Source organism: Enterobacter cloacae complex sp. S2 (assembly GCF_015159675.1).
GTDB lineage: Bacteria > Pseudomonadota > Gammaproteobacteria > Enterobacterales > Enterobacteriaceae > Enterobacter > Enterobacter intestinihominis.
The window spans coordinates 14932-27394 of the sequence record NZ_JADDTS010000061.1 but is presented as its reverse complement, the minus strand read 5'-3'; the positions used below and the strand labels follow the sequence as shown (position 1 = coordinate 27394).

Here is a 12463-nt window from a genome sequence, read left to right as displayed (position 1 = left end):
GACAAAGTGTCTACCGGCTCTCTGATCATGGTCTTCGAAGTGGAAGGCGCAGCGCCTGCCGCCGCTCCGGCTGCCGCGGCTGCTCCGGCACCTGCTGCTGCACCGGTTCAGGCTGCTAAACCTGCTGCTGCCCCTGCTGCTAAAGCAGAAAAATCTGAGTTCGCTGAAAACGACGCTTACGTCCACGCGACTCCGCTGATTCGTCGCCTGGCGCGCGAATTCGGTGTGAACCTGGCGAAAGTGAAGGGCACCGGCCGTAAAGGTCGTATCCTGCGCGAAGACGTTCAGGCTTACGTGAAAGACGCGGTGAAACGCGCCGAAGCTGCACCTGCGGCAGCCGCTGGCGGCGGCATCCCGGGCATGCTGCCATGGCCGAAAGTGGACTTCAGCAAGTTCGGTGAAATCGAAGAAGTGGAGCTGGGCCGTATCCAGAAAATCTCTGGTGCTAACCTGAGCCGTAACTGGGTGATGATCCCGCACGTTACGCACTTCGACAAGACCGATATCACCGATCTGGAAGCGTTCCGTAAACAGCAGAACGCCGAAGCTGAGAAGCGTAAGCTGGACGTGAAGTTCACCCCAGTGGTCTTTATCATGAAGGCCGTTGCCGCTGCCCTTGAGCAGATGCCACGCTTCAACAGCTCCCTGTCCGAAGACGGCCAGAAGCTGACGCTGAAGAAATACATCAACATCGGTGTTGCGGTTGATACGCCAAATGGTCTGGTGGTTCCGGTCTTCAAAGACGTGAACAAGAAGAGCATTACCGAGCTGTCCCGTGAACTGACCACCATCTCCAAAAAAGCGCGTGATGGTAAGCTGACTGCCGGCGAAATGCAGGGCGGCTGCTTCACTATCTCCAGCATCGGCGGCCTGGGTACCACCCACTTCGCGCCGATTGTAAACGCGCCGGAAGTGGCTATCCTCGGTGTGTCCAAGTCCGCGATGGAGCCGGTGTGGAATGGCAAAGAGTTCGTGCCGCGTCTGATGATGCCAATCTCTCTGTCCTTCGACCACCGCGTAATCGACGGGGCTGATGGTGCGCGTTTCATCACCATCATTAACAACACCCTGAGCGACATTCGCCGCCTGGTGATGTAATCGAAAAGCCGGCCAGTCGGCCGGCTTTTTTCTGATAATCTCATGGGGTTTTTGAGGTTATTGGTGAAAGCGATAATTCGTGAGCCGTTTGTTGTTTCAAAATTGTTAACAATTTTGTAAAATACGGGCGGATAGAACGACCCGGTGGACGACGGGTATACATTAAGAGGTCATGATGAGCACAGAAATCAAAACTCAGGTCGTAGTACTTGGGGCAGGCCCGGCAGGTTACTCCGCAGCATTTCGCGCCGCGGATTTAGGTCTGGAAACCGTCATCGTAGAACGTTACAGCACCCTCGGCGGTGTTTGTCTGAACGTCGGCTGTATCCCTTCTAAAGCGCTGCTGCACGTAGCGAAAGTTATCGAAGAAGCCAAAGCGCTGGCTGAACACGGTATCGTCTTCGGCGAGCCGAAAACCGATATCGACAAAATTCGTACCTGGAAAGAGAAAGTTATCACTCAGCTGACCGGCGGTCTGGCGGGTATGGCCAAAGGCCGTAAAGTGAAAGTGGTAAACGGTCTGGGTAAATTCACCGGTGCGAACACCCTGGAAGTGGAAGGCGAAAACGGCAAAACCGTGATCAACTTCGACAACGCGATCATCGCGGCAGGCTCTCGCCCAATCGAACTGCCATTCATTCCACATGAAGATCCACGCGTGTGGGATTCCACCGATGCGCTGGAGCTGAAAACCGTTCCTAAGCGTCTGCTGGTTATGGGCGGCGGTATCATCGGTCTGGAAATGGGTACTGTGTACCATGCGCTGGGTTCAGAGATCGACGTGGTTGAAATGTTCGACCAGGTAATCCCGGCAGCCGACAAAGATATCGTTAAAGTCTTCACCAAACGCATCAGCAAGAAATTCAACCTGATGCTGGAAACCAAAGTGACTGCCGTTGAAGCGAAAGAAGACGGTATTTACGTTTCCATGGAAGGCAAAAAAGCCCCATCCGAACCACAGCGTTACGACGCCGTGCTGGTGGCTATCGGCCGTGTGCCGAACGGTAAAAATCTCGACGCGGGCAAAGCTGGCGTGGAAGTGGACGACCGTGGCTTCATCCGCGTTGACAAACAGCTGCGTACCAACGTGCCGCACATCTTTGCTATCGGCGATATCGTCGGTCAGCCAATGCTGGCGCACAAAGGTGTTCACGAAGGTCATGTTGCCGCTGAAGTTATCGCCGGCATGAAGCATTACTTCGATCCGAAAGTGATCCCATCTATCGCGTATACCGAGCCAGAAGTTGCATGGGTTGGTCTGACTGAGAAAGAAGCGAAAGAGAAAGGCATCAGCTACGAAACTGCCACCTTCCCGTGGGCTGCTTCTGGCCGTGCTATCGCGTCCGACTGCGCAGACGGTATGACCAAACTGATCTTCGACAAAGAGACTCACCGCGTCATCGGTGGTGCGATTGTCGGTACCAACGGCGGCGAGCTGCTGGGTGAAATCGGTCTGGCTATCGAAATGGGCTGCGACGCAGAAGACATCGCGCTGACCATCCACGCACACCCGACTCTGCATGAGTCCGTGGGCCTGGCAGCAGAAGTGTTTGAAGGTAGCATTACTGACCTGCCAAACGCGAAAGCGAAGAAGAAATAAGTTTCTTCAGATGAAAAAAGCGGCCTCAGGCCGCTTTTTTTATGCGCTGCGTTCAGGGTGTGACAGGCTGCCAGGTCTTATCCGGCTGGTATTCACTAAGAGCCTGCGCTTTCTGCGCCGAATCGTTGCCGAGATCTGCCTGATAAACCGCGTCATCCTGGTTAATTACAAAGCTCATTACCCCCGTCTGACCGTAGTTCACCGGCCAGGCGACCATGGCAAAGCCATTTTTATCCGGCAGGATGCGGAATCGGTAACCATGGTAACCCGCCCCCGACTGTGGAGGACTGAACGCCGGACCCAGTGGGCTGGGCGTTTCACCGGGAGCGACGGGCCAGTACAGTCCATCCTTTTTACCTTCAGAACTGACTATCTTCTGCGCGTACTTTTGGTTCATCGCAAAATAGCTCTGCTGGGCATCAACATAGGCGTGAAGCGCTTCGATGGCTGCGAGTTCGTTGCGCCCGATTTCGCGGGTCAGGATCTCTTCTGCGGCTTCCTGCATATCAAACTGCCAGCCAGATGCCGTTTTGACCACCGGGATCGGTAGCTGCCAGCCGTTATCGCCCACCACCAGGTGCGCCACGTTGCCACTGATGACGGTTTTATGATGAACGTTCCAGTCGCGCAGGAAGCGATCGACCGCTTCGGGATCAACGCCTTCGGGCGGCAGGAAATCGCGCCAGTTTTCACCGAGCAAATTGTTCATCGCACTTTCATTTTGCTCGCTGATGGCGCTTGCCAGCGCACTGGTCGCCTGTTCTGGCGAACTGAACGATTGCTGTGCCATGACGGCCGCCGAGACCATGAACAACACCATTCCACTGAGTAATTGACGTTTCATGTCGGCTCCCTTAACGATGACGGAATTCATGGCGTTCAGCGCGTTCACCAGTGAGCTGGCGCGGCTGATGTTGACGAGTAGCGAGCTGCCGGCTTTGCGCCCCGCGCTGCTGCTGCGCCTGCCAGTTCGCGGAGCGGCTGTCGTTGCCGCTCAAGGCATTGGCCCGATGCAGCCTGGCTGGCTGCTGTACCGTCTGTGAAACCCGCTTCTCCTGTCTGTGCATGTCAGTCTGATGATGTTCACGCTGCGGCGCGCTCGTCCGTTTTACGGCCTGTGGCCTGGTGTCATATCCACGATAGTTATTTCGCTGCGAGATCTGCTTCAACTGTTGCGTTGAGGCCAGACGTTGTGCGTCCCGCGTGGCTGTATGTACTGAGTGTGGGAGGGTTTTACCCGTTGATTTTTCCATCTGGCTGAGAGCGGCCTGGCGCTGGCTGTCGCGATTGACTGGATTTTGCTGCGTCGCGCTTAGCCCGGTGGCTGTATGTGTAGAGTGGAAGCGGTTAGCCAGCTGGTTATTCGGGTAAGGCACGCCTTCACGATAGGCTGGATTGTGCTGCCAGGTGTGGTTATTACCGTTCAGGTGCTGCCCGCTGATTCTGTTGAAATTATCCACGTTGATATTGATGTTGTTATCACCGTTGCGGTTATGACCGCCGTGGTTGTCCCAGTCATCATCGTGATGATGGTGATCCCAGTCGTCATCATCCCAGTCAATATTGCTGAAAATGGCGTAGGTTGTAGCGACCCCGAGGCTAAAACCTAATCCTTTAACCAGACTGTCCGTGAATTGCTCGCCGGGTGAGGGCGGAAGATAGACCGGCGGGTAAGCGGTGTTAGGCCAGCTACCATAAACCGTATTCGGATTATACGTGGGAACATACACCACCTGCGGATCGGCGGATTCAATCTTGATCACCGTTGGGCTGGTAGGCGTTGCGGTTGTCGTGGTTTTTGTCGATGCAGGTTTCGTGACGGTGGTGACCGTCTGCTGCGGTGTGGATTGTAGCGCACCCGTTTGTTGGGCCAGCAGGCGCAGCCGCTGTACGGAATCCATCACATCTTTCGGCTGTGCAAGGAAGGCGTCTCCCAGATTTTGTACCCATGGCGGATTTTCGCCCATCAACGACATCAGCTGAGGAAACGCAACCAGGGATTTTACGCTGGGATCCCACGGCTGGGTGGCTACCGCCTGCAGGGCGGCATCACCCTGCATTTTAGGATTGTCTTTCGACCACTGCGCGGCCTGAATAACATTTGACGGATAGGTCGACGCCATCAAGATTTGCGACAGCAAGGCATCCGGGTAAAGCGCGACAGGGGCAACCCATTGGTCGATTTGCGCCGCAGTGTAGACCGGGGCAGCGACGGGCGCAGGCTGGGTTATCGGTGCGCCAGGTTGTTGTGTAACCGGAGCAGGCGTAGCAGGTTCCGTTGCGCGGCTTTTAACGTACATGACACCCGAGGCGGCAAACAGTCCCGCACTGCAAAGCAGAACAAGAAGATGTGGCTTAAAAGGCAACTTCATAGATTGACTCCAACGAGACGAGTGCAGTGCCGTGAGGCGTTACTGTTGCCGCGAGTATCATTCACTCGTGTTTTACAGTTTTGACTATTGTTGGGAAACCAACCGGAGCGTCCGGATAAAGAGTGTGAGTATTTATTACACAATTATATCGGATAGCTGAAAAGGAGACGGGAAAGAGGACAAGATTCGCCTCGTCTCCCCGCTACACCATGCTTAACGATTCAGCAAATAATTTAATGTTGCTTTTTTGTAAACAGATTAACACTGTGCAGAAATCCTGCTATGCTGCCCGACGCGGTATCGGGCATTTACCCTACAAACTGCTGTCTCACAGGAGCGTGAAGAGAACGCCCGCCGCATATGACAATGAGAGCGAGGAGAACCGTCGTGCTAGAAGAATACCGTAAGCACGTAGCAGAACGTGCCGCCGAGGGAATTGTACCCAAACCTTTAGATGCAACCCAAATGGCCGCGCTCGTCGAGCTGCTGAAGAACCCGCCTGAGGGCGAAGAAGAATTCCTGTTAGATCTGCTGATCAACCGCGTACCGCCTGGCGTAGATGAAGCTGCCTACGTAAAAGCCGGATTCCTTGCTGCTATCGCCAAAGGCGAAGCCACCTCCCCACTGGTTACTCCTGAAAAAGCCATTGAACTGCTCGGCACCATGCAGGGCGGCTATAACATTCATCCGCTGATTGACGCGCTGGACAACGAAAAGCTGGCACCGATTGCTGCCAAAGCGCTCTCTTCAACGCTGCTGATGTTCGATAACTTCTACGATGTAGAAGAAAAAGCCAAAGCAGGCAACGTTTACGCGAAGCAGGTGATGCAGTCCTGGGCCGATGCCGAATGGTTCCTGAACCGCCCTGCGCTTGCTGAAAAAATTACCGTGACCGTCTTTAAGGTTACCGGTGAAACCAACACCGATGACCTCTCTCCGGCTCCGGACGCGTGGTCTCGTCCTGATATCCCCCTGCACGCCCTGGCGATGCTGAAAAACGCCCGTGAAGGCATCGAGCCGGATCAGCCGGGTAGCGTTGGCCCGATTAAACAGATCGAAGCGCTTCAGGAGAAAGGTTTCCCGCTGGCCTACGTCGGTGATGTGGTTGGTACCGGTTCTTCCCGTAAATCCGCCACCAACTCCGTGCTGTGGTTCATGGGCGACGACATTCCGCACGTGCCGAACAAGCGCGGCGGCGGCCTGTGCCTCGGCGGCAAAATTGCGCCAATCTTCTTCAACACCATGGAAGATGCGGGCGCTCTGCCAATTGAAGTGGACGTGAGCAACCTGAACATGGGCGACGTGATTGACGTTTACCCGTATAAAGGCGAAGTGCGCAACCACGAAACCAACGAACTGTTGGCAAGCTTCGAGCTGAAAACCGACGTGCTGATCGACGAAGTGCGTGCCGGTGGCCGTATTCCGCTGATCATTGGCCGTGGCCTGACCACCAAAGCGCGTGAAGCGCTGGGTCTGCCGCACAGTGACGTGTTCCGTCAGGCGAAAGACGTGGCGGAAAGCAATCGCGGCTTCTCGCTGGCACAGAAAATGGTCGGTCGCGCCTGCGGCGTCGCTGGTATCCGTCCTGGCGCGTACTGCGAGCCGAAAATGACCTCCGTGGGCTCTCAGGACACCACCGGTCCAATGACCCGTGATGAACTGAAAGACCTTGCGTGCCTGGGCTTCTCATCTGACCTGGTGATGCAGTCCTTCTGCCACACTGCGGCATATCCGAAGCCGGTTGACGTCACTACGCACCACACGCTGCCTGACTTCATTATGAACCGTGGCGGTGTCTCCCTGCGTCCGGGCGACGGCGTTATCCACTCCTGGCTGAACCGCATGCTGCTGCCGGATACCGTGGGTACCGGCGGTGACTCCCATACCCGTTTCCCGATTGGTATCTCCTTCCCTGCGGGCTCCGGTCTGGTGGCGTTTGCCGCAGCGACCGGCGTGATGCCGCTGGACATGCCTGAATCCGTGCTGGTGCGTTTCAAAGGCAAAATGCAGCCGGGCATCACACTGCGCGACCTCGTTCACGCAATCCCGCTGTATGCCATCAAACAGGGTCTGCTGACCGTTGAGAAGAAGGGCAAGAAAAACATCTTCTCTGGCCGCATTCTGGAAATTGAAGGTCTGCCGGATCTGAAAGTTGAGCAGGCGTTCGAGCTGACCGATGCCTCTGCCGAGCGTTCTGCGGCGGGCTGTACCATCAAGCTGAACAAAGAGCCGATTATTGAGTATCTGACCTCCAACATCGTGCTGCTCAAGTGGATGATTGCGGAAGGCTACGGCGACCGCCGTACGCTGGAGCGTCGTATTCAGGGCATGGAAAAATGGCTGGCGGATCCGCAGCTGCTGGAAGCTGACGCTGACGCAGAGTACGCGGCGGTGATCGACATCGATCTGGCGGATATCAAAGAGCCAATCCTGTGTGCGCCAAACGATCCGGACGATGCGCGTCTGCTCTCTGACGTACAGGGCGATAAGATCGACGAAGTGTTCATCGGCTCCTGTATGACCAACATCGGCCACTTCCGTGCTGCCGGTAAGCTGCTGGATACTCACAAAGGCCAGCTGCCGACCCGTCTGTGGGTGGCGCCGCCAACCCGTATGGATGCGGCGCAGCTGACCGAAGAGGGCTACTACAGCGTGTTCGGTAAGAGCGGGGCGCGTATTGAAATTCCGGGCTGCTCCCTGTGCATGGGCAACCAGGCGCGCGTGGCCGACGGTGCGACGGTGGTCTCCACCTCCACCCGTAACTTCCCGAACCGTTTGGGTACCGGGGCGAACGTCTACCTGGCTTCTGCGGAGCTGGCAGCGGTTGCAGCGCTGATTGGCAAACTGCCAACGCCGGAAGAGTACCAGACCTTTGTGGCTCAGGTAGATAAGACGGCGGTGGACACCTATCGCTATCTGAACTTCGACCAGCTCTCTCAGTACACCGAGAAGGCTGACGGGGTGATCTTCCAGACCGCGGTATAAAAATCAACCCCTCACCCCTAACCCCTCTCCCCAAAGGGGCGAGGGGGATTTTATTCCCTCTCCCTTTGGGAGAGGGCCAGGGTGAGGGGTATTTTTTTTTATTTTCATTCCTCCCACCTCTCCCGCTTTTTTTCTTCCTCTCTGCTGCGATAATTACCCTAATGGCTTTGCAGAGGAAAACGCTATGGATTACGAATTTTTGCGCGACATCACCGGCGTGGTGAAAGTGCGAATGTCGATGGGGCACGAAGCCGTTGGACACTGGTTTAACGAAGAGGTGAAAGAGAACCTCGCGCTGCTGGATGAAGTCGAACAGGCAGCGGAAACGGTGAAAGGCAGTGAACGCTCCTGGCAACGCGCCGGGCACGAATACACCCTGTGGATGGATGGCGAAGAGGTGATGGTGCGTGCCAACCAGCTTGAGTTCTCGGGTGATGAGATGGAAGAGGGGATGAGCTACTACGACGAAGAGAGCCTGTCGCTGTGCGGTGTGGAAGATTTCCTGAAAGTGGTGAACGCCTACCGCGACTTTATGAAACAGAAGTAACTCCCCGAAGCGTCCCTGCTTCGGTCCACGATTACACGGTCGGAATGTTACGGCCGTAGTAAATTTCGCGCATCTCTTTCCAGAGCAGGTCAGTAATGACCTTACGCTCTTCTTCGCTTAAATCTTCCGGCTTCGTGTGGAACATGTAGTGCTTAAGGTCGAATTCCTTAAGTAACATTTTGGTGTGGAAGATATTCTCCTGATAGACGTTCACATCCATCATGTCGTATAGCGACTTCATGTCGTCGGACATGAAGTTCTGAATGGAGTTGATCTCATGATCGATGAAGTGCTTCATGCCGTTGATATCACGGGTAAAACCGCGTACGCGATAATCAATAGTGACGATATCGGATTCCAGCTGGTGGATTAAATAATTCAACGCATTCAGCGGTGAAATCACGCCGCAGGTCGACACTTCAATATCCGCGCGGAAGGTACACAGTCCGCCTTCCGGGTGGCTTTCCGGGTAGGTGTGCACGCAGATATGGCTTTTATCCAGGTGGGCGACAACCACTTCTGGCAGTGGGCCGGGGTGCTCGGTTTTGTCGATAAGCTGCGGGTCAACCGGCTCTTCACTGACCAGAATGGTGACGCTTGCTCCCTGCGGCTCGTAATCCTGGCGCGCGATATTCAGGATGTTGGCGCCGATAATCGAGCAGGTCTCTGTCAGGATCTCGGTCAGACGGTTGGCGTTGTAGAGTTCATCGATATAGGCGATATAACCATCGCGCTCTTCTGCTGTTTTGGCGTAGCAGATATCGTAAATACAAAAACTCAGGCTTTTGGTCAGATTGTTAAAGCCATGCAGTTTAAGCTTTTTCAATTAGTTCACCTCCTTTGAGGACAGCGCGTCTTGCAGATATTGAGGCAACGCAAAGGCTGCGGTGTGGATCGCCGGGTTGTAGTATCGGCATTTGAGTCCGGCCTGGTGGAAGCGGGCCTGGATAATTTCGGTGGAGAGATGGCGCAGGACGTCGTTATCCGTCGCCCAGGCAAAGGTCATGATCCCGCCGTAGTAAGTGGGGATCGCCGCCTGGTAGAAGCTGACGTCAGCAAAATAGGTGCTCAGCTTACGGTGGCTATCAAGCGCTTCATCCTGTTGCAGGAAGCAAACGCCGTTTTGCGCCACAAAAATCCCGCCAGGCTTCAGGCAGCGCTTGCAGCCTTCGTAAAACGACGAGGTAAACAGCGACGCGCCGGGGCCGATAGGGTCGGTACAGTCAGAGATAATGACATCAAACGTTTGCGTGGTCTGGTTAACAAAATTGACGCCATCGTCGATAACCAGATTAAACCGCGGATCGTCATAGCTGCCAGCATTGTGGTTGGGCAGATACTGGCGGCAGAACGACACCACACCGGCGTCGATTTCCACCATGGTGATGGTTTCGACATTCTGATGGCGAGAGACTTCACGCAGCATCGCGCCGTCGCCGCCGCCGATAATCAGCACGTCCTTCGCGTGGCCGTGGGCCAGCAGCGGGACGTGGGTCATCATTTCGTGATAGATAAACTCGTCGCGCTCGGTGGTTTGCACCACGCCGTCCAGCGCCATTACGCGGCCAAAGGCGGCGTTTTCGAAGATTATCAGATCCTGATGATCGGTTTTCTCATGATAGAGCACGTTATCCACGGCAAAATACTGACCAAACTGGTCATGCAGCGTTTCTTGCCATACCGTTTTTTCGGTCACGGGGAGCACCTCCTTCGTTAACATCCATTACATCCGGCAGATGGGCGCAACACAACACCGCCGTGAAGCGGTTAGCGGGTCAACAAGGGGCGTCGGGAAGGTTACTTCACGTAGGCGAGCAGGCTGAGTGAATCGCGAGCCAGCGCTTTGCATTTTTTAGCAGTGGGAATGCCAATACCGCTTAAATCACGGTAGCTGTCTTCACCGAGCGCCTTCATGTCGAAGCTGTCGTAGTTGCTGAGGTCCCATTGGTTCTGCTGGGCAAAAAAGACCAGTGCGCGACGAATTTGCCCATTGGGTAAATTCTGGTAACCACAATCGTTTTTCAGAAAAACAAAAACTGCCGTCAGATCGGCCATATCTTCCGCTTCGTTTTCACTTAGCGCGTAACTGTTCGCACACATCGCCATCAGGCTGGCGAACAAAATTGTTCTGAAAAACGTCTTCATTGCCTTTACCACTGCATCACGGAAAATTAACGTTAGCATACTTGATGCCAGGCCGACGATCTTTATTATTGCCGCCGTGCTTGACCTTCCGGTAAGGGGAGGGTTTATGCTCAAAAGATCGCCTGCTGGAAATAAGGAAATGCACATGCAACGTCGTGATTTTTTAAAATTTTCTGCCGCGCTGGGGGTTGCCAGCGCGTTACCGCTCTGGAGCCGCGCCGTTTTTGCCGCCGACAGACCTGCTTTACCCATACCTGAATTACTCGCCGCAGATGCCCGCAGCCGCATTCAGCTTGTGGTGCAGGCCGGTAAAACCACGTTCGGTCAGCACGCCGCCACGACGTGGGGTTATAACGGCAATTTGCTCGGCCCTGCGTTGCAGTTACGCAAAGGGAAGGCGGTGACGGTAGACATTCATAACACGCTAGCGCAAGAGACCACGCTGCACTGGCATGGGCTGGAAGTCCCGGGCGAAGTGGATGGGGGGCCTCAGGGCGTCATCAGGCCTGGTGGTAAACGCAGCGTCACCTTTACTCCTGACCAGCGTGCGGCGACCTGCTGGTTCCATCCGCATCAGCATGGCAAAACGGGCCATCAGGTGGCGATGGGGCTGGCCGGTCTGGTGCTGATTGAAGACGATGAAAGCCGCCTGCTGCGCCTGCCAAAACAGTGGGGTATCGACGATGTCCCGGTGATTGTGCAGGACAAAAAATTCAGCGCTGACGGGCAAATTGACTATCAGCTGGACGTAATGAGCGCGGCGGTAGGCTGGTTTGGCGATACGCTGCTGACCAACGGCGCAATCTACCCGCAGCATGCCGCGCCAAAAGGCTGGCTGCGTTTACGCCTGCTAAATGGCTGTAACGCCCGCTCGCTGAACTTCGCCACCAGCGATAAACGCCCGCTGTATGTGGTGGCAAGCGACGGCGGCCTGCTGCCGGAACCGGTGAAGGTGAGCGAGCTGCCGATGCTGATGGGCGAGCGCTTCGAGGTGCTGGTGGATATCAGCGATGGCAAAGCGTTTGACCTGGTGACCCTGCCGGTCAGCCAGATGGGGATGGCCGTTGCGCCGTTTGATAAACCCCATCCGGTCCTGCGCATTCAGCCGCTACAGATCGCCGCTTCCGGTACGCTGCCGGACGCCCTCACCACGCTACCCGCACTCCCGTCGCTGGACGGGCTTACGCAGCGTAAACTTCAGCTCTCCATGGACCCGATGCTCGACATGATGGGCATGCAGGCGCTGATGAAGAAGTACGGCAATCAGGCCATGGCGGGAATGCACCACGGCCAGATGATGGGCCATATGAATATGGACCACGGTAAAATGGGCGGCATGGATCACGGCGGCCATGGTTTCGATTTCCACAACGCCAACCGCATCAACGGCAAAGCGTTCGATATGAACACGCCCATGTTCGCCGCCACGAAAGGGCAGTTTGAACGCTGGGTGATTTCAGGCGAAGGCGACATGATGCTGCACCCGTTCCATATCCACGGCACGCAGTTCCGTATTCTCTCTGAGAACGGTAAAGCGCCGGACGCGCATCGCCGGGGCTGGAAAGATACGGTGAGGGTGGAAGGCGGTGTCAGCGAGGTGCTGGTGAAGTTCGATCACGAAGCGCCGAAAGAGTTTGCCTATATGGCCCACTGCCATCTGCTGGAGCATGAAGATACGGGGATGATGCTGGGCTTTACCGTATAAAAAAAGCCGGG

10 protein-coding genes are annotated in these 12463 nt (G+C 55.5%); 5 read left to right on the top strand and 5 right to left on the bottom strand.

The annotated features are described in order from the left end of the window. Positions 1 to 1098 (top strand): dihydrolipoyllysine-residue acetyltransferase (gene aceF, locus IPZ49_RS22280; RefSeq protein WP_193762876.1); only part of this gene is annotated, 1098 nt, incomplete at its 5' end. Between the two features lie 175 nt (positions 1099 to 1273). After that, on the top strand, positions 1274 to 2698 hold the full coding sequence (gene lpdA / locus IPZ49_RS22275) for a dihydrolipoyl dehydrogenase (protein WP_003856313.1): 1425 nt from the start codon (positions 1274 to 1276) through the stop codon (positions 2696 to 2698). Between the two features lie 52 nt (positions 2699 to 2750). Here lpdA and IPZ49_RS22270 read toward each other — a convergent pair whose 3' ends face one another. After that, a complete protein-coding gene (locus tag IPZ49_RS22270) occupies positions 2751 to 3542 on the bottom strand; it encodes a DUF2950 family protein (protein ID WP_022647066.1) in 792 nt (263 codons plus the stop codon). A gap of 10 nt (positions 3543 to 3552) precedes the next feature. Beyond that, complete coding sequence (locus tag IPZ49_RS22265) at positions 3553 to 5070, bottom strand: DUF3300 domain-containing protein (RefSeq protein ID WP_063146434.1); 1518 nt, start codon at positions 5068 to 5070, stop codon at positions 3553 to 3555. Between the two features lie 387 nt (positions 5071 to 5457). Here IPZ49_RS22265 and acnB point away from each other — a divergent pair, with 387 nt between their 5' ends. Both acnB and yacL read left to right on the top strand, forming a co-directional pair. Further along, positions 5458 to 8055, top strand: coding sequence for a bifunctional aconitate hydratase 2/2-methylisocitrate dehydratase (gene acnB / locus IPZ49_RS22260; RefSeq protein ID WP_022647068.1), 2598 nt, complete (start codon positions 5458 to 5460; stop codon positions 8053 to 8055). 184 nt (positions 8056 to 8239) lie between these two features. Continuing rightward, positions 8240 to 8602, top strand: coding sequence for a protein YacL (yacL, locus tag IPZ49_RS22255; RefSeq protein ID WP_022647069.1), 363 nt, complete (start codon positions 8240 to 8242; stop codon positions 8600 to 8602). A gap of 31 nt (positions 8603 to 8633) precedes the next feature. On the opposite strand, the gene speD is transcribed toward yacL, so the two are convergent. The 3 genes from speD to IPZ49_RS22240 all read right to left on the bottom strand — a co-directional run bounded on the left by speD (position 8634) and on the right by IPZ49_RS22240 (position 10747). Beyond that, entirely contained in the window at positions 8634 to 9428 is a 795-nt protein-coding gene (speD, locus tag IPZ49_RS22250; protein ID WP_022647070.1) for an adenosylmethionine decarboxylase, read from the bottom strand. Then, a complete protein-coding gene (gene speE / locus IPZ49_RS22245) occupies positions 9429 to 10298 on the bottom strand; it encodes a polyamine aminopropyltransferase (RefSeq protein ID WP_022647071.1) in 870 nt (289 codons plus the stop codon). A gap of 101 nt (positions 10299 to 10399) precedes the next feature. Beyond that, positions 10400 to 10747 (bottom strand): YacC family pilotin-like protein, encoded by a 348-nt coding sequence (locus tag IPZ49_RS22240; protein ID WP_003856306.1) that lies wholly within the window; start codon positions 10745 to 10747, stop codon positions 10400 to 10402. Positions 10748 to 10892: 145 nt separating this feature from the next. Between IPZ49_RS22240 and cueO the strand changes: the two genes are divergently transcribed. Then, a complete protein-coding gene (gene cueO / locus IPZ49_RS22235) occupies positions 10893 to 12452 on the top strand; it encodes a multicopper oxidase CueO (protein WP_032625523.1) in 1560 nt (519 codons plus the stop codon). Positions 12453 to 12463 lie beyond the last annotated feature (11 nt).